Below are 25,051 nucleotides of genomic sequence, written 5' to 3' on the forward strand. Positions count from 1 at the left end.
AATTCACGGAGCCCCCTAATCAATTATGAAGCTGGCGATGATCGGATTCGGACAGGCCGGTGGCAAGATCGTCGATCGATTCCTCGAATACGACGATCAAACCAACAGCGGAATCGTCCGTGCGGCGATCGCTGTTAACTCCGCGAAAGCGGATCTCATCGGATTGGACCGAATACCAGAGGAGAATCGAGTACTCATCGGCCAGGCCCGAGTAAAGGGCCACGGCGTGGGTGCAGACAACGAGCTCGGCGCGGAAATCGCCGAGGAAGACATCGACGAGGTCCAGAACGCGATCGATGCAATTCCGACCCATGAGGTCGACGCGTTCTTGGTCGTCTCGGGAATGGGCGGCGGAACCGGTTCCGGCGGTGCTCCAGTCCTGGCGAAACACCTCAAACGGATCTACACCATTCCGGTCTACGGACTTGGTGTGCTTCCGGGAACGGACGAAGGGGGTATCTACACCCTTAACGCCGCACGGTCGTTCCAGACGTTCGTCCGCGAAGTCGATAACTTGCTGGTCTTCGACAACGACTCGTGGCGACAGACCGGCGAATCGGTCGAAGGCGGATACGACCAGATCAACGAAGAGATCGTCAGACGGTTCGGCGTCCTCTTTGGGGCCGGCGAGGTCGGCGACGGACAGGAGGTCGCAGAGAGCGTCGTCGACTCCTCGGAGATCATTAACACGCTCTCCGGCGGCGGCGTCTCGACGGTCGGCTACGCCTCGGAGGAGGTCGAGCTCAACACGAGCGGCGGCCTGCTCTCGCGGTTCACCGGCGGCGACGGCGGCGGTGACGGCCTCGACGCCGCAAACACCACCAACCGAATCACGAGCCTCGTTCGAAAAGCGGCGCTCGGTCGGCTCACGCTACCCTGTGAGATCGAAGGGACCGAGCGCGCGTTGCTCGTTCTCTCCGGTCCCTCGGAGTATTTGAACCGGAAAGGCATCGAACGCGGCCGGAAGTGGCTCGAGGAGGAGACCGGCAGCATGGAGGTTCGCGGCGGTGACTTCCCGCGAAACGAACCGGAAGTCTCGGCGGCGATCTTGCTCTCGGGCGTCACGAACGTGCCCCGAATCAAGCGCCTCCAGCAGGTCGCCATCGAGGCACAGGACAACATGGACGACATTCAGGAGGAAAGCGAAGAGAATCTCGAGGAACTCGTCGAAGACGACGAGGACGAACTCGAGCCGCTGTTCTAGGCGACTCGCCGCACGATTGCGGCGGGACGCCAGAAACAGCGAGCTGGCGCGGAACCCCCTCGCCAGCAGCTCTCGGCGGGTGCCGCCCGGGGGGACGGTGCCCGTCCGGCCGACTACTGCGCTTTTATACGACGTGATCGGAGGTGACCACGCTAGTGCTGTTCGAAACCGCATTCGGTTGGTTCGACGTATTTTTGAGCGCGTGCGACGAAAAATCGACAGATGCACGTCGTCGTTCCGTACGCTCCGGACGCGCCGAAAACGCGCCTCGAGCCGGTGTTATCCCCAGCGGAACGCTCGATACTCGCTCGAGTCATGCTCGAGGACGTGCTCGATTCGATTCGAGGGACGGGCCACGAGCCGACGATACTCTCGACGGAACCGCTCGAGATTGACGCGCCGGTGACCGTCGACAAGCGACCGTTGACGGAGGCGGTCAACGCCGCGCTGGAATCGAGAATTCGTACAGCGTCGACCAAATCAGGAACGCCGGAAGCAATCGCCATCGTCATGGCCGATCTGGCGCTGACGACACCCGACGCGCTCGGGAAGCTCTTTGCACCCGAAACGGATGTCGTGATCGCACCGGGCCGAGGCGTCGGAACAAACGCGCTGGTGGTCCGTCACCCAGAGTTTCGGGTCGACTACCACGGCGGATCCTACCTCGATCACCGCCGGATCGCCGAAGAAGTCGATGCCACTCTCGAGACGGTGGATTCGTTCCGGCTGGGCACAGACATCGACGAACCGGCGGATCTGGTGGAAGTACTCGTTCACGGAACGGGGAACACGCCCGAGTGCCTCCGCGAGTTTGGCTTCGAACTCGATTCTCGAGAGGGACGCCTCGAGGTCGTTCGCTCCGCCGAACTCCGATAAAGCGGTTCCACGAACGACGAGGCGCACACGAGCAATTGCCTCGAAGTGAAGCCCTTATGTGCCGAGCGAAGACAGTCGAACGTAGGATGATCCCCGGCGCGAGCGACTATGGAATTTCGCTGTCGATCGACGACGATGCGATCGATCGACTGTGTGCTGTGACCGCCGAAGACGTCGAGCCAGCGCCGGAACTCAGCTTCGCTCGGAACGTGTTTATCCCGTTAACCACGGCGTGTCGATACACCTGTACGTACTGTACCTACTTCGACGGCCCCGGGAACGCCTCGCTTCTCACGCTCGAGGAGGTCCGTGACATCTGTCGAACCGGCGCAGACGCCGGCTGTACGGAGGCGCTGTTCACGTTTGGGGACGACCCCGACGAACGCTACACCGAGATTCACGACCAGCTCGCAGAGTGGGGCCACGACTCGATTCACACGTACCTGCGAGAGGCCTGCGAGGTCGCCCTCGAGGAGGGACTGCTTCCCCACTCGAATCCGGGCGACCAGACGCGCGAGCAGATGGAAGCGGTCGCGGACGTGAACGCGAGTATGGGCGTGATGCTCGAGACGACAGCGGCGGTCGACGCCCACGCGGGGCCGCGCCGGAAGAATCCCGGCCAGCGCCTGCAAACGATCAGAACGGCGGGCGAACTCGACATGGCGTTCACGACGGGAATCCTCGTCGGAATCGGCGAATCGTGGGAAGACCGAGCCGAAAGCCTGCTCGCAATCCGTGAGATGCACGAGCGGTACGATCACATTCAGGAGGTGATCGTCCAGCCGGTGTCCACCAACGAACGCTGGTCCGGCAACACGCCGGATCTCGAGACGATGCGCCGAGTGACGGCGATGGCGCGGGTCGCGTTACCCGAGGAAATCTCCGTGCAAGTCCCGCCGAACCTCGCACCGGCGCGCGACCTCGTCGATTGTGGCATCGACGACCTGGGCGGCGTGTCGCCGATCACGGACGATCACATCAACCCCGACTACGCCTGGCCCGCCCTGCGCGAACTCGAGGAGATTGCCTCGGAAGCCGACGTTCCGCTCCGCGAGCGGCTCCCGGTGTACGAGCGGTTCCTCGAGCCGGAACTTCGGACGGCGGAATTCGACGGCGTGCTCGCCGAGGGGGCGAACGAGGGAGCGTGGATTTCGCCAACGATTCGGGACGCACTCGAGGCAGAGAACGAGGCGGGAGAACGGTACCGATCCGTGCTTCGCGAGGGAATGCCCTGAATTTCGTCACGAAAGCCAGACAGTCAACCGTTTTTGACCGTTCTTGCTGTTTCAATCGACAATGTAGTCTCTCCATTCGACGAGCCTGGCCTCGAGTCGAGCCGAACCGGTTGTTGGTCAGGCATAACCGTTCGAGCGACCGCCATCGTCGGTATAATCGATTCATACGGCGACAGCGAAAGCGGCCGGAAAAACGAGGGCCGGCGATGGGACAACTCGAGTGTACGGCCTCCTTTCGGCGTCGCAGGGAGACCGAACAGCGACCTGTCGCGGTCGAGTCCACGGCCCGCAATCGGCGGGGATTCCGACACGACGGTGACGAGACCGAGTTACGCTGTTTCAAAATTGGAACGGTCGAAAGAACACTCGCGTGAGGCTATCTCGCCGCCCTCGAGCGAACCGACGCTTCCTGACGCTCCGTTGATTCGAAACCGGTGCCTGTTTGGTGGAAGCGAGACTGAAACAATGGGCCATCGCACCGTTCTCCCGAGTACTTCGTGAGGATTCGCAATCGATCACTCGGCCGTTCGAGTTCGGCGTCGGCGGGGTCCGAGACGGCGGACGAAGCCCGGGCGATGCCGGCCGTCCGTCTGGAGGACGTTAATCACGAGTACGGCTCGACGGGCGGACGACTTCGTTCGGGTTCGGATCGAACGGTGACCGCGCTTCGAAACGTCTCCCTCGACGTGGAACGAGGAACCATCGTCGGCCTCGAGGGGCCGAGCGGGAGCGGCAAGTCGACGATTCTGCACGCGGTCGCCGGACTGCTGGTGCCGACCGCGGGCACCGTCTCCGTACTCGGAACCGATCTCACGGCGCTCTCCGATCGGGGTCGAACGAGAGTTCGGCGAGGCCACGTAGGGATCGTCTTCCAGCGGTTTCACCTGTTACCGTCGCTCTCGGCCCGCGCGAACGTCGCGTTACCGCTCGTGCAGGCCGGACTCTCGAAATCGGCGCGTCGGGAGCGAGCGTCGACGCTGTTGACACAGGTCGGTCTCGAGGATCGGATCACCCACCTCCCCGGCGAACTCAGCGGCGGCGAACGACAGCGGGTCGCGATCGCCAGGGCGCTGTCGACGGACCCCGATGTCCTCGTCGCGGACGAACCGACGGGCGAACTCGATACGGAAACCGGCGCGGACGTCCTCGAGCTGTTGACCGACGTCGGCCGCGACCGGGCGGTGCTCATCGCGTCACACGACGCGGCCACGCTCGCCGTCGCCGATCGAGTGGTGACACTCCGGGATGGGACGGTGGTCGAGGATGAACGATGACGCCGAGGAAGCGCGGAGCGGCGCCACTGGGGAACCACGGAACGATAACGCCGAGGAAGCGCGGAACGACAACCCCAAGGAAAAGCGTCGACACCGCTGGCGCGGAATCGTCGGCGTCTCGGTCGCCAGGCTGTGGAACCGGCCGACCCGAACCAGCTCGAGTCGGATTTTGACCTCGATCACGGTCGTTGCACTCACCATCGCGTTACTTCTATGCATCACCGGAGTCGCGCTCGCGCTAGCCGACGGCGGGCCGATGCTCGAGGACGACGCGGACGCCCAGATCGCGCCGGAAGGGAGCGGGAGCCTCTCGGCGGTCGACGGCGTCGAGAGTCCCCGACTCGGCGAGTCGAACGAGCGAGCGGCGGCGATTCGCTCGGAAGCGGGCATCGACCACGCCTCACCGGTGCTCGTCGAACCGACGAAATTCGAGACGAGCGACGGCGGCTCCGAGACGGTCCTTCTCGTGGGCGTCGTCCCCGACGAGGAATCTCGAACGGTCGCGGGCCTCTCGACAGACGCTCTTGAGCCGGGTGACGATCACTACGCCGACGGATCGTACGATGGCCCGACGCAGCGACAGCTCGTGCTCTCTCCCGCCGCGGCGGATCGGCTCGAGGCCTCGGACGGTGACGAACGGATCGTCTCGAGCGGACAGACCGATACGGAGATGCCGCCGCTCACCGTTTCGGACGTCGACGACGCCGCGGGCGCATACGAGGACAGCGACGCACCGATCGCGCTCGTTCACCTGAGCGAGTTACAGACGTTCTCGGGGGCGAGCGACGACGAACTCGCCGACAGCGTGCTCGTGTGGGGCAACTCCGAGGCGGCGGCGACGGCAGCCGGCGAGGCGTATCCGGATGCGACGGTCGAATCGAACCAGGGCGGCGATCCGTCGGCGCTGTTCGACGACGGGTTGGCGTTTGCGACGAGTGCGATCGCGCTGCTCATTGGCGTGACGATCTGTGCGTCGTTCGTCGCGACGACGATGGGGATGGCCGTCGATCAGGATCGTCGCACGCTCGCCATCCTGCAGACGATCGGCGTTCCGCTGTCGGGACGGATGGCCGTCGTCGCCACCTCGACGGTAGTCGCAACCCTCTGTGGTGCGGTTCTCGGAGTCGGCCTCGGCGTCGCCGGGATTTTCGCCCTCAACACGGTCGCCGGCGCGACCGTCGCGTCGGGAACCGTCGCGATGGCCCACCCCGTCTTCGTCCCGTACGCGCTCGCGATCGCGCTCGTCGCCGGACTGCTTGCAATGCCGTACCCGCTGTTGATCGCCTCGAGAACGAACGTCTTGGCCGAGGTGGGTCGATGAGCCGGCGATTCGGGGCGGCGTTGAGAGCGGTGGCGAACCTTCGGCACGTTCCCACTCGAACGAGCGCCGTCCTCGGGATCGCGTTCGCCCAGATTCGGCGGTCGCCCAGACGAACCGTCCTCGCCGTATTGGCCGTCGCGCTCGTCGTCCTCTCGGTGACGTTGCTCGCAAGCCTCGGCGTCGGCGTCGTCGACGTCGGCGAGGACGGACTCGAGAGCGCGAACCGGGGGATCTGGCTCTCGGGCGACCCGGTCGATCCCTCCGCCAGCGGAACCGAGAACCCGATCGTCGGCGCACACGACGTGACGGCTGAACTCGACGAGCGCGACGACGTGAGTTCCGCCTCGCCGATCGCGATGTACGAGATCTACATCGGGACGGATCCCGGTGATCTCGAGCGAACGTCGGGGGTCGGCGTTTCGGGGACCCACTCCGGGTTCGACTTCCAGCGAGGCGGCGGGTACGAAACCGACGCGGAGGACGCCCAAGAGGCGATGACGAGCGGCGAGCCGACAACCGAGGAAGTCGTCCTCGATCCCGATACGGCCGAACGGCTCGGCGCATCGCTCGGCGACACGGTTTATCTCGGGACGAGCAGGGAGTCAGCTCCCGAATACGAGTTTACCGTCGTCGGTACCTCCTCGTACTACTCGCAGTATCTCGGCTCGGAATCGACGGCGGTTCCGCTCCCCGATCTGTTGGCAGTCGCCGGTACCACGGGCACTGATCGGGCGACGTTTATCACCGCCGACGCGGCGGACGGGCACGACCGGCAGACGGTTGCGGCCGACCTCGACGATACTTATCCGGAGTACGACGTCCGTGCCAGCGACGAGCAGATCGGCGCGATGCTCGAGGAGCGGCCGCTCATCCTCGCAAGCGGCGTGACGCTGGTCGGGCTGGCCATCGTCGGCGGTATTATCCTCACGGTGAATCTGTTCGCGCTCGTCGCCTCCCAGCAACGCGAAGAACTCGCGGCGCTCCGGGCGATCGGCCTCTCGAGGTGGGTTCTCTCGGGAACGATCGGCGCGCAGGGGCTCATCATCGGACTGCTCGGCGGCGTCGTTGGACTCGTCTCCACGCCGGTACTCGCGGCGGGATTGAATCGAATCGTGGCCGAAACCGTCGGCTTCGAACGACTCCTGCGGACGCCCCTCGAGGTCTATGCCGTTGGGTTCGCCCTCGCCGCCGTCGTGGGAACGATCGTCGCGCTCGTCGCGGGCTGGCGGGCTGGCCGATACGCACGGATCGCGTATCTCGAGGCGTGATCCGTCCGAACCGCAGTCTCGACGGCACCGAATCGGTTCCGGCGGAGGCGACCGCCACCCGAGTTATCAAACGGCTGTGGTCCGTACAACGCGTATGAGCTGGACCGCGTCCGACGTTCCCGATCAGTCGGGACGAACAGTCGTCGTCACCGGCGCGAACAGCGGCATCGGCTTCGAAGCGACTCGAGTGCTCACCGACCGCGGCGCGACGGTCGTCATGGCCTGTCGAAGCGTGGACCGCGGCGAGGCGGCCGCCGACGAGATCAGAGACGACCTCGAGGTCGACGCCGACGGCGAACTCGTCGTCGAGGAACTGGACCTCGCCGACCTCGAGTCGGTCCGAGCGTTCGCGGAGCGGTTCGACGACGCGGTCGATCGAAACGGCGAATCGTCGGAGGAGGCGGAAATAGACGTGCTGGTGAACAACGCGGGCGTGATGGCGATTCCGCGCCGCGAAACCGTCCAGGGCTTCGAGATGCAGTTCGGCGTCAACCATCTCGGACACTTCGCGCTCACCGCTGCCTTGTTCGACCACCTCGCGAGGGACGCCCGCACCGTGACCGTCTCGAGCGGAGTCCACAAACAGGGCGAGATCGACTTCGACGACCTGCAGGGCGAAAACGACTACAACCGCTGGAGTGCCTACGCCCAGTCGAAACTCGCGAACCTGCTCTTTGCCTACGAGTTCGACCGGCGACTCGAGAACGCCACCTCCAACGCGATGAGCGTGGGCGTTCATCCGGGCTACGCCGATACGGCGTTGCAGGCCCAGGGGCCCGAAATGGACGGCTCGAGGGTTCGAAAACTACTGGCGGACGCGGCGAACGCCGTGTTCGCCCAGTCCGCCGCGAAGGGGGCGCTTCCGACGCTGTACGCGGCGACCGCGAGTGACGTCCAAAGCGGAGAGTACTACGGCCCCGGCGGACTCATGAACATGCGCGGCGCGCCGGAGCGCCAGCGGTCGGCCGAGCAGTCCTACGATCGCGAGACGGCACGGAAATTATGGGAAATCTCCAAAGAGCTGACCGACGTCGAGTTCGACCTCGAATCTCGAGATCGGTAAACGTCCACGTACACGTGAAAATTGACGAATATTTATCAGTGCCTTCGTGGTCGGTGACCGAATAGATGGCACCTCCTCGTTCACCGACACCGGACCGCCGGACCGTACTGACAGGGCTCGCCGCCAGCACCGGGGTTCTTACCCTCGCCGGGTGCACCGAGTCCAGCGACGAAAGCGATTCGACGACCGGCGACTCGAGCCCGAACGGCGACGATGATTCGAACGCGGGCGAGGGCGATGAATCGGGTAATCCAGACGAGAACGACGACAACTCGAGCGACGAGGAATCCCCGGCGGTTCACGAGGACTACGAGGAAACCGAGGTTAGCGTGACGACTCCCGATGGCGAGGAACTCGGCGAAGTGACGGCGGCCATTGCCGACACGCAGGAACTGCAGACGATCGGGCTCAGCGATACCGAGGAGTTACCCGAGGATCGCGGGATGATCTTCATCAACGAATCCGAGCAGGATCTGCGGTTCATCATGCCGGATATGTCGTTCGGGATCGACATCGTCTTCGCCGACAGCGAGGGCGTCATCACGGGGATTCACCACGCGCCCCAACCCGGACCCGACGAGGACGGCTCCGAGCAGGGGTATCCGGGCTACGGCCAGTACGTCCTCGAGGTCAACTACGAGTGGACCGCCGAACGGGGAGTCGAAGAAGGCGACGTGCTCAGCTTTTCGTACTGATTCGAGATTCTGCCGTCTTAGAAGCCCGCAAAACGACTCAGTCGTCCGCAGGGACCGTATCCCCGTCTCGAGCCAAAAGCGCCGTTCCGTCGGCCTTCGGCCCGAGTTGCGGCCCGAACGGCGGATCGTCGGGGTCGATGACGCGGCGTTTTTCGTAGTCCGTCGAGCGCTCGACCGGAACCCGTCCGATCGAGGAGATCAGTTCGACGTAGTCTTCGACCGAGCGGAACTCGCCGTACTCGCCGCCGGCGCGTTTGGTGATCTCCTCGGAGAGGATCGTCCCCATGAAGTCGTCCGCGCCACAGGAGAGCATCTTCAGCCCCTGTTGGTCGCCGTACTTGACCCACGAGGACTGGATGTGGTCGATGTTGTCGAGAAAGAGCCGCGAGACGGCGATCATCAGTTCGTCTTCGTCCTGACTCGCGCCGCTCGAGACGACGTCGTGCTCGTAAAGCGGCGTGTTCTGGTGGATAAAAGAGAGGGGAACGAACTCGGTTATCGCGCCGTCGACGCGCTCCTGGAGGTCGCGAACGCGTTTTAAGTGCATCACGCGATGGGCCTCGTTCTCGACGTGGCCGTACATGATCGTCGAGGTGAGCCCGAGCCCGGCGTTGGCCGCGGCTTCCATCGCCTCGAGCCAGCCGTCGGTGCTGATCTTGCCGGGACAGATCACTTCCCGAACCTCCTCGACGAGAATTTCGGCCGCGGTGCCGGGAACGGTGTCGAGTCCAGCGTCTTGCAGACGGCTGTAGACGTCCTCGTAGGACCAGTCGGTGCCTCGGCGCGCGTGATAGGCTTCCTCGGGAGTCATCGAGTGGACGTGCACGCCGTCGACGCTCATCGCCGCCATCTGCTCGGCGTAGGTTCCGGGGTCGGTCTCGTACCGTTCGGGCGGCTTGTAGTTGACCTCCTTGCGGTTTTCGGTCGCCTCGAGGATCTCTAAATGTTCGTCGTCCAGTGCAAATGCGGGGTGAAGACCGGATACCGAAGTGACCTCGTAGACGCCCTTCTCGACGGCGTCGGCGACGATTTCACGAGACTCCGCGGGTGTCTTCGTAAAGCCCTGACTCTCCATCTCGGCGTCGGATTCGAAGGTGTGGGCGGCGTCTTTGAAGTTACAGAACAGACAGCCGACGTTACACGCGGTTGTCACGTTGTTGTTTACATTTGCAACGAACGTGACTTCCTCACCGACGACGTCCGCGCGGCGTCGATCTGCGGCCTCGAGGACCCGCTCTTTCCGTCGCTGATCGATCCCTTCGGCGTCGGTTCCCGTCGTCAACAGTTCGATGCCGTCGTCGACGGTGAGTCGGTTCCCGTTCCGTGCCTTCTCGAGGGCGTTCTCGAACGACTGGTCGGTCTCGGGAACGTGCTCGAACGCGAGGTCTGCCTCGGTCACCGGTCGCTCCATCGTCGCAACGAACCCATTACAGCGGCAAAAACGTGGTGGAACGCGTCCGAACTCACCGCTATCTCGGAGATTCGGTTGATCTGAAACGAACGAGGGGTGCCTCGAAGCGGTCGCGGCTCAGCGGAGACCTCACGACCGGCCCCGCGAATAATACTGAAACCTTCTTACGGTGGGGACACGGCAACTCGAGTATGAACCGCGGGGGCCACTCGATGAGGTGTGACGAATGACGAGCGTCAAGGAGTTTCGGATCGAGGAGGAAGCAACGGCGGACTCGCTCGGTCGCGGGGCGTTCGTCTTCACCGACGATTACTCGGTGTTCGACTGGGGGAAGATGCCCGATCCGATTCCGAAGAAAGGTGCAACGCTCTGTACGATGGGGGCCTTTAACTTCGAACTGCTCGAGTCGGAAGGCGTACCGACGCACTATCGCGGCGTCGGCGAGGACGGCGGCGTGAGCAAACTCGAGGACGCCTCGCGCCCGCCGTGGGTGATGGAGATCGACCTGACGCAGGTACCGGATCTGCCGAACGTGGGTCGGGAGTACGATTACGAATCCTACCATGCCGAGGCGGGCTCGAATTACCTAATCCCGCTCGAGGTCGTCTTCCGGAACACGGTCCCGATCGGCTCGAGTCTCCGCCGACGGACCGAGCCCGCGGACCACGGCCTCGCGTTCGAGAATTGGCCCGACGAGACGGTCGACCTCGAGGAACCGATCGTCGAGTTCTCGACGAAATACGAGGAGGGAGACCGCTACCTCGACCGCGAGGAAGCCGACTACATCGCCGGCGAGGCCTCGATCGACGACCTCGAGTCCGTCGCCCGGGAGGTCAACGAGATCATCACCGAACAGGCAAGCGGCGCGGAGCTGTCCCACCAGGACGGCAAGATTGAGTGTCTCACCTTCGACGGCGAGATCCGCGTTGCCGACGTCGTCGGCACGTTCGACGAGAATCGATTCAGCCACGAGGGGACCCAGCTTTCGAAGGAGGTCCTTCGGCAGTACCACAAACGCACCCAGCCCGAGTGGGTCGAGTCGGTCAAACACGCGAAGGCCGAAGCCGAGCGCCGCGACGTCGCGGACTGGAAGTCGCTGTGCGAGCGGGATCCGGAGCCACTCGAGGAGGACGTAATCGAAACAGCTCGAGACCTCTACTGTGCCGGAACCAACGCCTACACCGGACTGGATTTGTTCGAGGCACCGCCGCTCTCGAGTGCGATCGGTGCGGTCAGCCGGCTGTAGTCACGATTTCTCCACGGTCCGGTGGTTGACTGGCACATTCGGCCCCCTCGAGTATCCGCTTTAGGACCTCTTCTATCCGCCCCGTATCGTATCGGTGTCCGTCGTCTTCGAACCCGTCCGGTCCGCATACCTTATCTCGCTAGATGATACCAACCCACATTGTATCGCACCGAGAGCCGAAAAAGTAACGCTCATATTTCGCGACTCCAAACGGTCGACCAGCACCATATTATGTCCCTCGAGAGTTTCGCTGCTGTGACACCAGCTATCGTCCCGTTCGATGCAACCATCGGTATCACGGCCGCCGCAAGCGTCGCGCTGGCACTGTTCGTCGGATTCATGCTGTACCTCACGTTCATCACGACGCCGGATAGTGCGACCGCGGCGAACCAGCCGTCGAGCACCCAATCGAACGCGTCCGCCGAAACCGCCGAGCCGACCGACTGAACCGGATCGCCAGCGAAACGACGCGATTGCGCTGTTACCGAATCGGTCGCGTCGCCTCGAGACGACCCCGTTGGTTTTCGGCTCTTCGTTTCGATCGCCGGCACGAGCGGTGCCGTTGGCGATGCCGTCATGCTCACCCCGCGGTTGTTTATCCCTCCTCGTAGTAGGGCCAGCCGGTCGATACGATGAACAACTCATACAGTCCCACCCGCGAACTTGGCGTGGTATTTGGCGAACTCGAGGCGAAACTCGACGATCACGGCTACCCCGCGACGAACGAGGAACTCGTCGACACGTACGGCGAGTACGCCCTCGAGCTACCGGACGGTTCGGAATCGCTCGAGGAGCTTCTGGGCGCGATGTCGGAGGATACCTACAATTCGCCGGCGGAGGCGCGACAGGCGATTTTCAATATGGTCGACAGTCGAGCGATCGGGCGACGGTACTACTCGGATCGGACTCCGCCAGCGCTGGGTGAGACACGAGAGGACGAGCAGTTGTCGTTCTAGAGATCGTACTGTTCGCGGACGAGGTGATCGATCCCGCGATCCTCGAGTACGTCCATCGGCGCGAGCAGATCGAGCTGGACGACGCCGGGAAGCCGACCGATCTGGACCCCGCCGGTGAACGTACACCGCGAACGGACTTCTCCCTCGCTCATCTCGAGGAGATCCGTCGCCCGGTCGAAGGCGTTCTGGGTCGCGTCGTTGACCGTCTCGCCGCTCCCGATCACCTGGATCGGGCCCATGTCCTCCTCGAGGTCGACGCCGTGGTCGGCGGCGAGCTCTCGGCCGGACTCGCGCTCGTCGTCGCTGTAGGGCCGGCTGATGAACGGGAGATCCGTCTCGTTCGGAAGGAGGAGCGGGCCGCCCAGTTCGAGGCCCTCGATCACCTCGACGTCCATCGTCACCGTTCCGCTGACGTCGGTGGTGTGCAAGGAGAGCTCGCCGTCACCCTGATTGGCGTGGAGATCGCCGACGTAGACCCCGCCGCCGTCGACCTTGACCGGACAGATCAGCGTCGCGCCGGCGCGAACCTCCGGCACGTCCATGTGGCCGTCGGTGCGGGCCTCGAGGTCGGCCTGCGTTTCGATGCCGTAGTCGTGTTTGGCTCCGACGAGGAACTGGCCGAAGTCGCCCGCGTTGTGCGAATCTGGGAGCGTCACCGGCGGGGTCGTTCCAACGTTGCCGATAAAGGGGCGAAGCCGGCCGAGCGTGCCCGGCATCTCGTCGGGTTCGTACAGCAGGATGGGGTGCTGTCTCGAGTTCTCGGGGATGTCCATCACCTCGGCCGCGTCCGTCGCGAGTTCGTGGGCGGCATCGCCGTCGAGCGTGATCCCCACCTCGTGGTCCTCGTCGAACGCGACGGTGTAGCCGTACTCGAAGCCGAAGGAGGAAGCGTTCGCGCCGCACTCGGCGCACTTGATCGCGTCCTCGCCGGTTCCCTCGACGACACTCTCGGGCCACTCGGTGCCGCATTCAGGACAGCGGTGGTCGACAAACGGATCGTCGCCGAAGGCGTCCTCGCGTTCGGCCATCGACCCTGTACTCGTCGCCATACTCGTTACCTCGACATCCCGAATGCGGAGGGCGATGGCGTCGCCGACCGAAGCTCCCTCGACGCGGATCGGCCGCGTAACCTCGTGGCCGCCCCGGAAGTCGGGCGTGATCATCGGCCCCCAACAGCCCGGCGGCGTGTACGTTCGGATCGTTCCCCCGTCAGCAACTGTGCCGGCCCACTCCTGATCGGGACCGACCAGCCCGAGCGTGTACTGATCGACGTATAGCTCCTGTTCCACTTCTTGCTGTGCCATAACGTACCAATATAGCGGCTCCGAGATAGTAAACTAGCTCGTCAGTCGGATAACAGACACGTATTTGACCGATTTGCGAGTATTTGATACGTGTCTGATTGAGCAGTCGAGTTCGCGCTCGAGTCGAGGGGCTTGCACGTGAGAGCCCAAGTTCGATGCGGGTCGCTTGAAAAGTCGCCACCATGCAAAACAGCGAGTTCTACCAGCTGGTGCTCGAGGCGAGCCACATCGAAACGATCGATCGAGCGGAAGTCGCAACCGACGCCGTCCTCGAGACGCTCGGGGAGACGCTCACCGCCGGCGAGGCCAAAGACGTCGCGACACAACTCCCCGACGAGCTAGCGGGAGTAATCGAAGACGCAGACCACGACGGTTCCGGCTACGACCGCAACGCGTTCGTCAACCGGGTCGGCGAACGACTGCAAAATACCGACCTCGAGCCGAACGACGCCGAACGGTACGCGGACGGCGTGACCGACGCGCTGACCGCGACGCTGACCAAGGGTGAACTCGAGAACCTCAAGGCCCAGCTCGATGCCGAACTCGATCCGCTGTTCGAAGGCGTCGACGTGAACGCGGAACAAATCTGAGGAAGCCGAATCGGTCGAACGCGCCGTTGACCGTTCGCCGGCGTCGAGGTGAACCGTTCGATCGGGCGACTCGAGAATAGACACCTAATTCGCCCATCTCAGTGGGTCTAAAACGTCTTTGTCCCGGAGCGGTCAATACCGACGAGATAGGTTGGTTAAAGTGCGTTTCGTCCCTTGTGTCTTCTAATGGCTGATTCGACGGACGACGATACCGGACCACAGTGTGACAACTGCGGCGACGCCGTTACAGAGAGCACGAACAGACGAGTCGTGACGACACTCGAGGACGGCGAGGCCGCCTACAACAATTTCTGTGGCGACGGCTGTCTCGAGGAATGGCGGGCGTGAACGCAACGAAATCCTTCACCTGAATCACCGGAAGCAGACAGTAGCTCGAAAGAAAGTTCGGAGCGACGGCGCACCCGTTTTACCGTGGTCAGTCCGAACGACTGAATCTCAGAACCGCATTACTCGTCGGCGACGACGCTTCCGATCCCGTCGATCGGACGATCCGGAATGAAGTCGTCGACTTCGTCGGGAAGACCTAACTGATAGGCGTCGCCATCCTCTCGGACGGTCGTTCGGCCGCGGTGGACCGAGACGTCACCGTTCAGATGAAGACGCACAGCTTCGATCAAGGCGTCGGCCTCGAGGGGTTGTCCGCGGCGTTTCATCTCCTCGAGATCGGCGGCGTCGGGTACGTCGAACGCCCGCTGGGTGATCACCGGCCCCTGATCGAGATCGGTCGTGACGTAATGGGCGGTGACGCCCGCGACGCGAACACCCTCCTCGACGGCCTGGCGGTAGGCCTCCGCGCCGGGGAACGCCGGGAGAAGGGATGGGTGGACGTTGATGATACGATCCTCGTAGCGGAAGACGACGTTCGGGCTGAGAATCCGCATGTACCGTGCGAGGACGATCAGATCGGCGTCGTACTCCGCGAGCAACTCGAGGAGTCGCTCCTCGTCCTGTTGGCCGGATTCGGTGCCGATATCGTGGAACGGCACGTCGTAGTGGTTTGCCAGCGGTTCGAGGTCGTCGTGGTTTCCGATAACGACCCCAATATCTGCGCCCAGTTCGTCGTTGGCCCATGCCTCGAACAGCGCCTCGAGGCAGTGGCTTTCTTTGGTCACGAGGACGGCGATCTGTTGGTTATCCCGATCGGCTGGGAACCGAACCTGCACGTCCAGTTCGAGGTCGGAACCCAGTTCGTCTATATCCTCTCGAAGCGTTTCCTTCGTACAGACCATCTCGCTCGTGTCGACGGCGAGATACATCCGGAAGACGCCGTCTCTGACCGCCTGGTCGAGATCTTCGATATTGATTCCGCGCTCGAAGAGGAGGCTCGTCACTCGGGCGATCAACCCGGTGTCGTCGTCCCCAACGACCGTAATTTCAGTTACGTCGGTCGTCATCGCTGCCACCTCCACTCGAGCGATTGTCGAAACATCAGTACGCTCTCATGCGGTGAATCGTGAAAAGCCCTGCCTTTCGGCGACCGTTCCGTGATTCGTCCCAACACACTAGACCAGGTCCTAAATTATAGCAAATATTATTATCTACACCATTCTATTTATTAACTCCGGGCCGTCTATGGTATCTATGAGCAGTTCATTCGATCTCGAGGTCGCGATCGTCGGCGCCGGACCAGCGGGAATCGGAACGGCAGTCGTTCTCGAGAAACTCGGTATCGACTACGCGATCCTCGAGCGCGACTGTATCGGCGCGTCCTTTCGCAACTGGCCCGTGGAGATGCGCCTTCTCACGCCGTCGTTTCCCGCCAACGCCTTCGGCGCGCGCGATCTGAACGCGATCACCGTCGATACCTCGCCCGCGCTTGCACTCGATTGCGAGCATCCGACCGGCGAGCAGTACGCGGAGTACCTCGAGGCCGTCGCGGAGTTTCACGAGTTGACCATCGAGACCAGTGTCGACGTCGAATCCGTCGCGGCCCGGGAACACAAAGCCGGGTTCACGCTCGAGACCGACGGCGAGCCCGTTCGTGCCCGATACGTCATCTGGGCCGCGGGCCAGTACGATTACCCCGCCGACGGGTCGATTCCCGGCTCGAGTCACGCGGTTCACGTTGCTTCCATCGGTTCCTGGGAGCGCTACGCGAATCGATTCCGCTCCCGAGCGAGCCCCGAAACCGACAGAACGGGTGCTCCCGACCGCGAAGTTCAGAGAGCGGCCGCGGACGGCTCCGGGACGACGACAGCTCCGAGGACTGGACACGGGCCGGCCACCGACCGCTCCCGACCGTCCGGCGGCGACCGGGTGGAGACTCAACCGACGGCGGTGGCCGACACCGTCGTCATCGGCGGTGCCGAGAGCGGTATCGACGCGGCTATCGGCCTCTCGAGTGCGGGGCTCTCGACCGCGGTCCTCGACGACGAGGGAACGTGGCAGTTTCGGAGCCCCGATCCCAGCGAGGTGCTCTCGCCGAGAACAAACGAGCGACTCGAGGCCGCACTGGCCGACGAACAGCCTATCGATCTCGTTGCTGACGCTCGCGTCGAACGCATCGAACGGGTCGAATCCAGCAGCGGAGATGGAGACGCGAGCGGCGAGGCAGTGACTGGCGAACGTGGGACTGAGGAGCGATACGACGTACCGACTGACGACGAGTGCTACGACGTGATCACGACCGACAGCGAGCGGTTTCGCTCGAGAACCCCACCAGTCCTCGCGACGGGTTTCGAGGGAAGCCTGACGCTGGTCGAGGACCTGTTCGATTTCGACGGCGAACACCCAGATCTGACGGGCGACGACGAGTCGACGAAGACGCCGGGACTGTTCCTCGTCGGCCCGCAAGTCGCCCACGACGGGCAGTCGTTCTGTTTCATCTATAAGTTCCGGCAGCGGTTCGCCGTCGTCGCACAGGCGCTCGCCGAACGGTTAGACGTGGAGACCGAATCGCTCGAGGAGTACCGGGAGAAGCGGATGTTCCTCGAAGACGTCTCGTGTTGCGAGCCGGACTACTGTGACTGTTGACTGACGACCTGCTTCTCTCATACGGTCTGCTGTAAGTCATTTCCGGAGCAACCGCGAGCTGTCCTGCGGTTGCTCCGGTAAATCGTTACAGCAGACCGTATCACACCTACTTTTAGTATATGCGTTCGGGCCCCGTACTCGAGACGGAAGAGAAATTATGCTCAGACGAACGGCGGATCGACTGTGGACGTACGAGGAACCGCTTCGGTTTATGGGAGTCGAGATGGGACGGATCATGACGGTGATCCGCCTCTCGAGCGGCGGCCTGTTCGTCCAGTCGCCGGCCGAGTTGACGCCGGCACTCGAGGCCGCGCTCGAGGAACTCGGCGACGTTCGGTTCGTCGCCCCAGCCAGCAAGCTCCACGGTCATCTGTACATGGAGCAGTACCGGGAAGCGTTCCCGGACGTCGAACTCCTCGCTGCGCCCGGACTCGGCGTTCGGCGGCCGGACCTGACGTTCGACGGGCTGTTGGGTGACGTCCCCGACCCGCGGTGGGCGACGGACATCGACCAGGCGGCCGTGGTCGGCCACCAGTGGCTCACCGAGATCGCGTACTTCCATCGCCCGAGTCGAACGGTCATCCTCGGAGACGTCGGATTCCACATCGGTCCCTCGAGCCCGTTGAAAACACGTCTACTGGCGCGAATTGCGGGCATCTACGGGCGGGTTAGGCCGCCGCTCGATCTGCGGCTCACGATCAAAAACGAGCGCGCGTTCCGTCGGTCGATTCGAGACGTTTTGGCGTGGGACTTCGATCGAGTCATCCCCGGCCACGGCGAGATCATCGAAACCGGCGGCAAACGCGCCGTTGCCGACGGGTTCGAGTGGATACTGTGATTTCAGAACTGCTTGCGGGCCAGGCTACTCCCGAGATACTCTAGGAGGCCAGTTCGTCGGCGCGCCGACGCAACGACGGTGCGACGGTGGTATCCTCGGCGAGTTCCTCGAGTTCCTCGGTCGCGCGACAGTTAGAGAGCCCCTCGAGCGCGCGGCGACGGAACTCGCCGTCGAGACCGCCCATCTGGACGATAATCGAGAGGTTCGTTCGCTCGCCTTTCTCGACGAGGCGGTCGATCGCTTCGTAACGGTTCTCGCGCTGGACGTTTTTTCGAACTGCGGTCTGGAATGCGGTTGACATTGGTGGTAGGTATCTGTAGTGCGTCGTGTGATCGAGTCGTCTTACTGCATCTCCTCGAGGTCGACGAACGAACCCTCCTCCGCGGAAAGCCACGCCGTCTGTTTCGTCCGTGGGTCGGACATATCGTAGATCGTACAGATCTCGGTTCCGTGTTCGTCCGGTTCGACGACGGACCGACAGTCCAGCGAGCGGACTTCGCTGGTCGAATCCACCGGTGAGTCGCCGGTGTTCGATTTACCCCGAGTCGGTCTCTGTTCTTCCCAAGTCGGTTCGTACTCCTCTCGAGTCACCCCCTGTTCCCCGTCCGCGTCACCGTCGTCCGTTGGGTCGTGTGCTGTCACTGTGGTAGATTTCTGTTCGTACCGTCTCCTCGAGCCTCGGTCCGATCGCTCACTTGGCGAGGCCCACTTCCGTCGCCGTCTCGTGCTCGTGAGTGTGGTCCGTCTCAGCCGACGTTTCCGTCCCCTCATCTCCCTCCGAAGCACCCTCGGGCGCTTCGCCATCGAGTTCGTCTTCGTCCGGCACCTCGAAGGAAGGGAACCGATCGTCGTAGGTCTCCCAGTCCTCACGCATCTCCTCGTCGTCGAGCACGCAGGCTTCGAGCCGATCTCGGACCGTTTCGTGGTCCATCTCGGTTCCGATACAGACCAGCTGCGTACCGCGGTCGCCCCACTCCTCGTCCCAGGCGTCCTCGAGTTGCGGGTACTCCGCTAACTGTTCCTCGCGTTCCTCGGGCGGGAGCGCGGCGATCCACTGCCCGCCAGGTGCGACGCGGATCGACTGGCCAGCGACGTTGAGCGTGACCGCCTCGTCTTCCCGTCCCGCGAGCCAGAAGTGGCCCTTCGAGCGAACGACGTTCTCGGGAAATTCGTCGAGCAGGTCGGCGAATCGCTCGGGGTGGAACGGCCGTCGCGATTCGAAGACGAAGGAGGTCACACCGTGTTCTTCTTCGGCCGACTCGTGGGGCTCTCGGAGCTCCTGTACCCAGCCCGCGGACTGTTGGGCGTCCTCGAAATCGAACCGACCGGTCTCGAGAATCTCGTCGGGGTCAACAGCGCCGTGGGTCGTCCGAACGATTTCGGCTCGCGGCTGGAGCGTCTCGAGGGTTTCTTCGACGCTCTCGAGAGTCTCCTCGTCAACCAGGTCGCACTTGTTCAGGAGCAACACGTCGCAAAACTCCACCTGATCGATGAGCAGATCGCCGAGGTGTTTTTTCGTCCCGTCGTCGTCGAGGACTTCGTCCGAGGCCATTGCCTCGTGGAACTGGTGGGCGTCGACGACCGTGACCGTGGTGTCGAGGTGGCAGTTCTCGAGCGGCTCGATGCCGGTCTCTTCGTAGAACTCCGTGGGGTCAAGATCGGACTGATCGAAGCCGAGCGTAAGCGTCTGGGCGACCGGCAGGGGTTCTGCGACGCCGGTCGACTCGACGACAATCGAATCGAACTCGCGAGCCTGCGTGAGCGATCCGATTGCGTCGAGAAGATCGCCGCGAAGCTCACAGCAGATACAGCCATTAGAGAGTTCGACCAGTTCTTCTTCCTCCTCGGTGATGTCCGAGGATTCGGCGACGTGTTCGGCGTCAACGTTGACCTCGCCCATATCGTTGACGAGGACGGCGACGTCGCGCTCCTCGCTCTCGCGAAGGAGGTTATTCAGCGTTGTCGTCTTTCCGGCCCCGAGCGTACCGCTGAGGACCGTTACGGGAATCGTATTCTCGGGCATTCAGTTGCCAATATGGTGGCCAATTTAATAATAGTTATTATTTTGTTCGTCAGTATTATTATACTGGGCGCTCGAGTCGAAGACCGACGGATGTCTCAAGCCCCACACCCGGATATGACGGGTGATATCGACAAACCGAGTCGAATCCAAGAACTGCGAGCCACAGCGCCCACCTCGACGACATGAACGAGGCCGAGAACCGCGGTGAACGAACGGCCAAGACGCAACCGGAGACCGTCGTCCTCATCGGGAAAGAAAACGTCGGCAAATCCGCGCTCGCCGACGCGCTATCGGAGACGGCCCCGACCGACGAAGCGATCGGCGGTTCGACGGTCTCGAGTGAAGTGTACCGAACGAACGGCCTCGAGATCGTCGATACGCCGGGTCTCACCCTCGAGACGGACACCGAAACCACCCGAACGGCGCTTTCGAATCTCGAGGATGCAGACGGTGTCGTCCTCGTCGTCCCGGCAACCGATATCGACCGGGACCTCGCGGATCTTCTGCCGATCGTTCAGGGTCGTGTCGGTTCCGTCGTCGTCACGTTCTGGGACAGGGTCGAAGACGGCGGAGCGACGGTCGTCGATAACGAGCAAGCGGCCCCGGAGAGAGGTGGCAACGAACCGCCGGGGATCGACAGCGGACGAGCGTGGGGAGCGATCGCCGATCTCGAGGCCGACCTCGGCGTTCCCGTCGTGCCCGTCGACGCCCGAAATCTGGCCCGCGTGGCAACCGACGGCGGAGCGACGGGCGGAACCGAACCCACCGCTGTTCGAGCCGCGGACGGCCGAGACCTCTTCGAAGTACTTCGCGGTGGCCGCGAGTTTCCGGGCGGAGCCGAAACGCGCGTCGGCTGGCAAATCGAACCGCCGGAGCGCGTCTTCGAACGGCCATACGTCGGGCCCGTGGTTAGCTGTCTGGCGTTGTTAGTACCCGCGTTCGTCGCTGTCGCGTTCGCGAACACCGTCGCCGAGGAGATGGACCCGATCGTCGGCGGACTGCTCGAGCCGGCCGTCGCGTGGACGGGATCGCTTCCCGGTCCGCTCGCGGCCGTTCTGGGCGGGGAGTACGGACTGCTCGCGATGGGTCCGTTCCTGTTCGTCTGGGCGCTTCCGACGATGCTCATCTTCGCGCTGTTCATGGGCGCCTACAAGGCCAGCGGGCTCGCCACCAGAATCACGACCGCGCTTCACCCGACGATGCGCCGCGTCGGACTCACGGGTCGGGACCTCGTCCGCGTCGTCATGGGCTTTGGCTGTAACGTCCCCGCGGTCACGAGCACCCGGAGCTGTTCTTCCTGCACCCGTTGTACCACCATCTCGGCGATCTCGTTCGGCTCGGCTTGCTCCTACCAGTTTCCAGCCACGCTAGCGGTCTTCGCCGCCGTCGGAATGCCCTGGCTCGTCGGCCCCTACCTCGCGATCCTCGTTGCGACCACGCTCATCTACGTTCGCCTCATCGCCCCCGAACGGGCACGGATGACCAGCCTCGCCGTCGATCGCCGAACGTTCCTTCAGCGCCCTCGAGCGCGGGCGATCTGGCGGGAGGCTCGAGCGTCGCTCTCGAGTTTTATCACCACGGCACTCCCCGTCTTCGCGGGTATCTGCGTGGTCGCCGCGCTCCTCGACTACCTCGGGGCGCTCGAGCGCATGGGAGTGGGCCTCGAGCCCGCGATGGCCGCGTTCACCCTGCCGGCGGAGGCCGCCCTGCCGGTCGTCCTCGCGTCGATTCGCAAGGACGGCGTGGCGTTGCTCACCGCGGATACCGCCGGCGTCGCCGCCCTCTCTCCGGTACAGGTGCTTGTCGCCGTCTACCTGGCCGGCGTTCTCTTCCCGTGTCTCGTCACCGCCATCACCGTGGTTCGAGAGGTCTCGAGCCGATTCGTGCTGAAAATGTTGGCCCGACAGGCGGCCGCGGCGATCGGGTTCGCGTTGTGCATCGCCTGGATCGGCGCGCTCGTCGTGTGAATTTTGTTAAAGATACGTTCTACACCAACCATATTTATTAAACCAAAGGAGTAAAATAACAACCTGGCGTAGGTGGTCCTGAATGCTCGAGTGTGTCATCGTCGGCGGCGGCATCCACGGAACGTACCTCGTCCAACGACTCCTCGAGGAGACGTCCCTGAACCGCGATCGGATCGCCGTCGTCGATCCCCACGAACGCCTTCTCGAGTCGTTTCGCCGGAAGGCGGCGGCCTGTGACATGGAGGAACTTCGCTCGACGTTCGTCCACCACGTCGGTACCGAACCGTTCGGCCTCGAGAGCTTCGCTGAATCGCAGGGTCGCGAGAACGAACTCCGACCGACGCCCGGCTACCCGCGCCGCCCCTCGCTCGCACTCTTTCTCGATTACGCCGACTACGTGATCGACGGCAACGATCTCGAGTCGCTACACAGGCGAGCGTCGGTCGAACGGATTCGATCCGTGCCGGGTGAAGCCGAGGGTTCGAATACGCTGGTTCTCGAAACCGACGACGGCGATCTTCGCACGCGAAACTGCGTGCTGGCGATCGGCCACGGCGGTCGCTACCGAACCCCCGACTGGGCCGACGGCGTGCCCGGGGTGAACCACGTCTGGAGCGACGACTTTGATCCCGAACGGCGCGTCGGGGAAACGGTGATCGTCGGCGGCGGAATCACCGCTGGCCAACTGGCGACCTGCCTCGCCGAGCGCGGATCCGGTCGGACGGGAACGGGTTCGGCCACGCCCCGCGAGTCAGTTACCATGCTCGCCCGCCATCCATTCGAGCGGGCCGTCACCGAAGCCGACCCACGCTGGATCAATTGGGGGCACGTCGAGACCAACTTGCACTGTCACCCGCCGGGCTCTCGAGCGCGTTACGAGGCCGTCCAATCGGTCCGAAACGACTCGACGATGCCGCCGTACCTCCACGACCGGCTCGAGGATCTGGTCGAGACCGACGATCTCGCTGTCCGTCAGAGCGCGGTCGACTCAGCGAGATGCGTCGACAGCGGGTCGTCGGCGAACGCGGGCGAGAAACAAGTTCGTCTCCTGCTCGAGGACGGCGGCTGTCTCTCGGCGGATCGGGTCGTGCTCGCCACCGGTTTCGAACCGGTCTACGAGCACCCGTTCGTGAAACGGCTCGTCGCCGAGCTAGATCTCGAGCGAGGGTATCGGGGAATGCCCGTCCTCGAGGACGAGAGCCTCGCCTGGCGGCGAACGGACGGAACGACGTCGCCGCTGTTCGTCTCCGGCGCGCTCGCAGCGGGAACTGTGGGTGCGCTCGCAGGCAACATCGCGGGCGCACGACGGAGCGCGGATCGGATCACGGACGCGATCGAGGCGGGGGCGCTCGAGGCGGCTGAATGCCCACCGTAGGCAGACAGACTGTTAAAATTCTCTGTGAGAGCCCGATGGCATCCGTATCGACTCTGTCCGCCAGTGCCAAGCGTCTATCCACGAACGTGCATCACAGGCGCAACCCGAAAGCGTTTTTGAGCACGGTTACGGGGATTCACGTAATGGCTACCTACACCGCCACGGTGACGGTTCGTCTCAAACACGGCGTCCTCGATCCCGAGGCCGAGACCACCAAACGCTCCCTCGAGCGTCTGGGCTTCGATCTCGAGGCGCTTCGCTCGGCTGATCGCTTCGAGATCGACCTTGAGGCCGACTCCGCGGGCGACGCCGAGGAGGAGGTCGAAGAGATGGCCGAACGACTGCTCGCGAACCCGACGATCCACGACTACGACATCGACGTAGCCGAACGGGAGTAAGATCACCATGACTGTTTCAATCATCAGGTTCGGCGGCTCGAACTGCGACCGAGACGCCGAACGCGCGCTTTCCCACCTCGAGATCGACGCCGAGATCGTCTGGCACGAGGACGGCTTGCCGGCCGAGACGACGGGAATCGTTCTCCCCGGGGGCTTTTCTTACGGCGACTACCTTCGGGCCGGCGCGATGGCCGCTCGCTCGCCGATTATGGCGGAGGTTCGCGACGCTGCAGCAGACGGCGTTCCCGTCCTCGGCGTCTGTAACGGCGCGCAGGTCGGCTGCGAGTCGGGGCTCACCGACGGGGCCTTTACGACCAACGAGAGCGCACGGTTCCAGTGCGAGCACGTCTACCTCCGCGTCGAGCGCGACGACACGCCCTGGACCGAGGCCTACGACGAGGGCGAGGTTCTCGAGATTCCGATCGCCCACGGCGAAGGGCGCTATGAAATCGACGACGACCGACTCGAGGAACTCGAGGCCGAGGATCGTGTGCTCTTTCGGTACTGCGACGAAGACGGCGAGTTGACCGAGGACGCCAATCCCAACGGATCGAAACACAACGTCGCTGGCGTGCTCGGCGACCGAGACTCCGTCGCGGTGTTGATGCCCCACCCCGAACGCGTCACACTCCCCGACATCGGCGGCACCGACGGACAGGGTGTTCTTCGGGGTCTCGAGAGCGTCTGATAGCGGACAACGAGATCTTGGGAGCCGCGCCGTCTCGAGCAGATCGATTTTCTCACAGTAGTTGGTAGTGAGTCTCTTTATTTAGAGTTGAGTGTGAAAATCGTGGTGAAGATAGGGCAAGCAGTAATCGGAGAGGATGCAATTCATCCAATAGCCGTCAGAAATGCTGTTCTATGTAGGGACGTATTGACGGACGCCGGAAATATAAGGTGACTGATCGCCGTGTACGCATGGTGTCGATGATACTTCTTTCGGGTTCTCCTCGGCTCTATTGGAACCGGTTCAAGGGGTAGCTCGCGATGAATTTGTGCCCTGTACCATCATC

General features: G+C 63.3%; 25 protein-coding genes. 19 read left to right on the top strand and 6 right to left on the bottom strand.

What is annotated here, in order from left to right; genetic code table 11:
- Window positions 1-25: 25 nt before the first annotated feature.
- From ACYQ14_RS07100 to ACYQ14_RS07135, 8 genes are all read left to right on the top strand, one after another.
- On the top strand, window positions 26-1,204 hold the full coding sequence (locus ACYQ14_RS07100) for a tubulin/FtsZ family protein (protein WP_283834742.1): 1,179 nt from the start codon (window positions 26-28) through the stop codon (window positions 1,202-1,204).
- Window positions 1,205-1,426: 222 nt separating this feature from the next.
- The gene (gene cofC / locus ACYQ14_RS07105; RefSeq protein ID WP_459886441.1) at window positions 1,427-2,080 is read left to right on the top strand and encodes a 2-phospho-L-lactate guanylyltransferase; all 654 of its coding nucleotides are present in this window, start codon (window positions 1,427-1,429) and stop codon (window positions 2,078-2,080) included.
- 86 nt (window positions 2,081-2,166) lie between these two features.
- Entirely contained in the window at window positions 2,167-3,315 is a 1,149-nt protein-coding gene (gene cofG, locus ACYQ14_RS07110; protein WP_459886442.1) for a 7,8-didemethyl-8-hydroxy-5-deazariboflavin synthase subunit CofG, read from the top strand.
- A 575-nt stretch (window positions 3,316-3,890) separates the two neighbouring features.
- Window positions 3,891-4,589 carry an ABC transporter ATP-binding protein gene (locus ACYQ14_RS07115; protein ID WP_459890007.1) on the top strand — a complete coding sequence of 233 codons (699 nt, stop codon included), beginning with the start codon at window positions 3,891-3,893 and terminating at the stop codon, window positions 4,587-4,589.
- A complete protein-coding gene (locus ACYQ14_RS07120; RefSeq protein WP_459886444.1) occupies window positions 4,579-5,910 on the top strand; it encodes an ABC transporter permease in 1,332 nt (443 codons plus the stop codon). The genes ACYQ14_RS07115 and ACYQ14_RS07120 overlap by 11 nt, the downstream gene beginning before the upstream one ends.
- The gene (locus ACYQ14_RS07125) at window positions 5,907-7,178 is read left to right on the top strand and encodes an ABC transporter permease (RefSeq protein WP_459886446.1); all 1,272 of its coding nucleotides are present in this window, start codon (window positions 5,907-5,909) and stop codon (window positions 7,176-7,178) included. Before ACYQ14_RS07120 ends, ACYQ14_RS07125 begins: the two co-directional genes overlap by 4 nt.
- 94 nt (window positions 7,179-7,272) lie before the next feature.
- Complete coding sequence (locus ACYQ14_RS07130) at window positions 7,273-8,241, top strand: oxidoreductase (RefSeq protein ID WP_459886448.1); 969 nt, start codon at window positions 7,273-7,275, stop codon at window positions 8,239-8,241.
- Window positions 8,242-8,306: 65 nt separating this feature from the next.
- Window positions 8,307-8,936, top strand: coding sequence for a DUF192 domain-containing protein (locus ACYQ14_RS07135; RefSeq protein ID WP_459886450.1), 630 nt, complete (start codon window positions 8,307-8,309; stop codon window positions 8,934-8,936).
- 37 nt (window positions 8,937-8,973) lie between these two features.
- Here the strand turns inward: ACYQ14_RS07135 and cofH are convergent, their stop codons facing one another.
- Window positions 8,974-10,347 (bottom strand): 7,8-didemethyl-8-hydroxy-5-deazariboflavin synthase subunit CofH, encoded by a 1,374-nt coding sequence (cofH, locus tag ACYQ14_RS07140; protein ID WP_459886452.1) that lies wholly within the window; start codon window positions 10,345-10,347, stop codon window positions 8,974-8,976.
- 226 nt (window positions 10,348-10,573) lie between these two features.
- Between cofH and ACYQ14_RS07145 the strand changes: the two genes are divergently transcribed.
- The 3 genes from ACYQ14_RS07145 to ACYQ14_RS07155 all read left to right on the top strand — a co-directional run bounded on the left by ACYQ14_RS07145 (window position 10,574) and on the right by ACYQ14_RS07155 (window position 12,549).
- Window positions 10,574-11,593, top strand: a complete 1,020-nt coding sequence (locus ACYQ14_RS07145; RefSeq protein WP_459886454.1) for a phosphoribosylaminoimidazolesuccinocarboxamide synthase — start codon at window positions 10,574-10,576, stop codon at window positions 11,591-11,593.
- A gap of 255 nt (window positions 11,594-11,848) precedes the next feature.
- Window positions 11,849-12,040, top strand: coding sequence for a hypothetical protein (locus ACYQ14_RS07150; protein WP_459886456.1), 192 nt, complete (start codon window positions 11,849-11,851; stop codon window positions 12,038-12,040).
- A 185-nt stretch (window positions 12,041-12,225) separates the two neighbouring features.
- The gene (locus ACYQ14_RS07155; protein ID WP_283834752.1) at window positions 12,226-12,549 is read left to right on the top strand and encodes a DUF5789 family protein; all 324 of its coding nucleotides are present in this window, start codon (window positions 12,226-12,228) and stop codon (window positions 12,547-12,549) included.
- Here ACYQ14_RS07155 and ACYQ14_RS07160 read toward each other — a convergent pair.
- A complete protein-coding gene (locus tag ACYQ14_RS07160) occupies window positions 12,546-13,853 on the bottom strand; it encodes an acetamidase/formamidase family protein (RefSeq protein WP_459886458.1) in 1,308 nt (435 codons plus the stop codon). The genes ACYQ14_RS07155 and ACYQ14_RS07160 overlap by 4 nt on opposite strands.
- Window positions 13,854-14,035: 182 nt before the next feature.
- Between ACYQ14_RS07160 and ACYQ14_RS07165 the strand changes: the two genes are divergently transcribed.
- Window positions 14,036-14,443 (top strand): DUF2267 domain-containing protein, encoded by a 408-nt coding sequence (locus ACYQ14_RS07165; RefSeq protein ID WP_459886461.1) that lies wholly within the window; start codon window positions 14,036-14,038, stop codon window positions 14,441-14,443.
- Between the two features lie 186 nt (window positions 14,444-14,629).
- On the top strand, window positions 14,630-14,791 hold the full coding sequence (locus ACYQ14_RS07170) for a DUF7576 family protein (protein WP_459886463.1): 162 nt from the start codon (window positions 14,630-14,632) through the stop codon (window positions 14,789-14,791).
- A 119-nt stretch (window positions 14,792-14,910) separates the two neighbouring features.
- Here ACYQ14_RS07170 and ACYQ14_RS07175 read toward each other — a convergent pair whose 3' ends face one another.
- Window positions 14,911-15,858: a formyltetrahydrofolate deformylase gene (locus ACYQ14_RS07175; protein WP_459886466.1), complete on the bottom strand. Its 948-nt coding sequence runs from the start codon at window positions 15,856-15,858 to the stop codon at window positions 14,911-14,913.
- A 187-nt stretch (window positions 15,859-16,045) separates the two neighbouring features.
- Here ACYQ14_RS07175 and ACYQ14_RS07180 point away from each other — a divergent pair, with 187 nt between their 5' ends.
- Window positions 16,046-17,437, top strand: coding sequence for an NAD(P)/FAD-dependent oxidoreductase (locus ACYQ14_RS07180; protein ID WP_459886468.1), 1,392 nt, complete (start codon window positions 16,046-16,048; stop codon window positions 17,435-17,437).
- 157 nt (window positions 17,438-17,594) lie between these two features.
- Complete coding sequence (locus ACYQ14_RS07185) at window positions 17,595-18,275, top strand: DUF4336 domain-containing protein (RefSeq protein ID WP_459886471.1); 681 nt, start codon at window positions 17,595-17,597, stop codon at window positions 18,273-18,275.
- Window positions 18,276-18,315: 40 nt separating this feature from the next.
- On the opposite strand, the gene ACYQ14_RS07190 is transcribed toward ACYQ14_RS07185, so the two are convergent.
- From ACYQ14_RS07190 to ACYQ14_RS07200, 3 genes are read right to left on the bottom strand one after another with little or no spacing between them, the layout of a single operon-like run.
- Window positions 18,316-18,576, bottom strand: coding sequence for a hypothetical protein (locus ACYQ14_RS07190; RefSeq protein ID WP_459886474.1), 261 nt, complete (start codon window positions 18,574-18,576; stop codon window positions 18,316-18,318).
- A 41-nt stretch (window positions 18,577-18,617) separates the two neighbouring features.
- On the bottom strand, window positions 18,618-18,917 hold the full coding sequence (locus ACYQ14_RS07195; protein ID WP_459886477.1) for a DUF7511 domain-containing protein: 300 nt from the start codon (window positions 18,915-18,917) through the stop codon (window positions 18,618-18,620).
- A gap of 49 nt (window positions 18,918-18,966) precedes the next feature.
- On the bottom strand, window positions 18,967-20,298 hold the full coding sequence (locus ACYQ14_RS07200; RefSeq protein ID WP_459886480.1) for a GTP-binding protein: 1,332 nt from the start codon (window positions 20,296-20,298) through the stop codon (window positions 18,967-18,969).
- A 182-nt stretch (window positions 20,299-20,480) separates the two neighbouring features.
- On the opposite strand from ACYQ14_RS07200, the gene ACYQ14_RS07205 reads away from it, so the two are divergent.
- From ACYQ14_RS07205 to purQ, 4 genes are all read left to right on the top strand, one after another.
- Window positions 20,481-22,265 carry a nucleoside recognition domain-containing protein gene (locus ACYQ14_RS07205; protein WP_459886482.1) on the top strand — a complete coding sequence of 595 codons (1,785 nt, stop codon included), beginning with the start codon at window positions 20,481-20,483 and terminating at the stop codon, window positions 22,263-22,265.
- An 82-nt stretch (window positions 22,266-22,347) separates the two neighbouring features.
- Window positions 22,348-23,640: an FAD/NAD(P)-binding protein gene (locus tag ACYQ14_RS07210; protein ID WP_459886485.1), complete on the top strand. Its 1,293-nt coding sequence runs from the start codon at window positions 22,348-22,350 to the stop codon at window positions 23,638-23,640.
- A 143-nt stretch (window positions 23,641-23,783) separates the two neighbouring features.
- Window positions 23,784-24,038 carry a phosphoribosylformylglycinamidine synthase subunit PurS gene (purS, locus tag ACYQ14_RS07215; protein ID WP_459886488.1) on the top strand — a complete coding sequence of 85 codons (255 nt, stop codon included), beginning with the start codon at window positions 23,784-23,786 and terminating at the stop codon, window positions 24,036-24,038.
- A gap of 7 nt (window positions 24,039-24,045) precedes the next feature.
- Entirely contained in the window at window positions 24,046-24,726 is a 681-nt protein-coding gene (gene purQ / locus ACYQ14_RS07220; protein WP_459886490.1) for a phosphoribosylformylglycinamidine synthase I, read from the top strand.
- Window positions 24,727-25,051 lie beyond the last annotated feature (325 nt).

This window comes from Halostagnicola bangensis (genome assembly GCF_054653435.1).

Coding starts and splice junctions, on each gene's coding strand:
- ACYQ14_RS07100 (WP_283834742.1), top strand. CDS start 26: ATGAAGCTGGCGATGATCGGATTCGGACAGGCCGGTGGCAAGATCGTC.
- cofC (WP_459886441.1), top strand. CDS start 1,427: ATGCACGTCGTCGTTCCGTACGCTCCGGACGCGCCGAAAACGCGCCTC.
- cofG (WP_459886442.1), top strand. CDS start 2,167: ATGATCCCCGGCGCGAGCGACTATGGAATTTCGCTGTCGATCGACGAC.
- ACYQ14_RS07115 (WP_459890007.1), top strand. CDS start 3,891: ATGCCGGCCGTCCGTCTGGAGGACGTTAATCACGAGTACGGCTCGACG.
- ACYQ14_RS07120 (WP_459886444.1), top strand. CDS start 4,579: ATGAACGATGACGCCGAGGAAGCGCGGAGCGGCGCCACTGGGGAACCA.
- ACYQ14_RS07125 (WP_459886446.1), top strand. CDS start 5,907: ATGAGCCGGCGATTCGGGGCGGCGTTGAGAGCGGTGGCGAACCTTCGG.
- ACYQ14_RS07130 (WP_459886448.1), top strand. CDS start 7,273: ATGAGCTGGACCGCGTCCGACGTTCCCGATCAGTCGGGACGAACAGTC.
- ACYQ14_RS07135 (WP_459886450.1), top strand. CDS start 8,307: ATGGCACCTCCTCGTTCACCGACACCGGACCGCCGGACCGTACTGACA.
- cofH (WP_459886452.1), bottom strand. CDS start 10,347: ATGGAGCGACCGGTGACCGAGGCAGACCTCGCGTTCGAGCACGTTCCC.
- ACYQ14_RS07145 (WP_459886454.1), top strand. CDS start 10,574: ATGACGAGCGTCAAGGAGTTTCGGATCGAGGAGGAAGCAACGGCGGAC.
- ACYQ14_RS07155 (WP_283834752.1), top strand. CDS start 12,226: ATGAACAACTCATACAGTCCCACCCGCGAACTTGGCGTGGTATTTGGC.
- ACYQ14_RS07160 (WP_459886458.1), bottom strand. CDS start 13,853: ATGGCACAGCAAGAAGTGGAACAGGAGCTATACGTCGATCAGTACACG.
- ACYQ14_RS07165 (WP_459886461.1), top strand. CDS start 14,036: ATGCAAAACAGCGAGTTCTACCAGCTGGTGCTCGAGGCGAGCCACATC.
- ACYQ14_RS07170 (WP_459886463.1), top strand. CDS start 14,630: ATGGCTGATTCGACGGACGACGATACCGGACCACAGTGTGACAACTGC.
- ACYQ14_RS07175 (WP_459886466.1), bottom strand. CDS start 15,858: ATGACGACCGACGTAACTGAAATTACGGTCGTTGGGGACGACGACACC.
- ACYQ14_RS07180 (WP_459886468.1), top strand. CDS start 16,046: ATGAGCAGTTCATTCGATCTCGAGGTCGCGATCGTCGGCGCCGGACCA.
- ACYQ14_RS07185 (WP_459886471.1), top strand. CDS start 17,595: ATGCTCAGACGAACGGCGGATCGACTGTGGACGTACGAGGAACCGCTT.
- ACYQ14_RS07190 (WP_459886474.1), bottom strand. CDS start 18,576: ATGTCAACCGCATTCCAGACCGCAGTTCGAAAAAACGTCCAGCGCGAG.
- ACYQ14_RS07200 (WP_459886480.1), bottom strand. CDS start 20,298: ATGCCCGAGAATACGATTCCCGTAACGGTCCTCAGCGGTACGCTCGGG.
- ACYQ14_RS07205 (WP_459886482.1), top strand. CDS start 20,481: ATGAACGAGGCCGAGAACCGCGGTGAACGAACGGCCAAGACGCAACCG.
- ACYQ14_RS07210 (WP_459886485.1), top strand. CDS start 22,348: ATGCTCGAGTGTGTCATCGTCGGCGGCGGCATCCACGGAACGTACCTC.
- purS (WP_459886488.1), top strand. CDS start 23,784: ATGGCTACCTACACCGCCACGGTGACGGTTCGTCTCAAACACGGCGTC.
- purQ (WP_459886490.1), top strand. CDS start 24,046: ATGACTGTTTCAATCATCAGGTTCGGCGGCTCGAACTGCGACCGAGAC.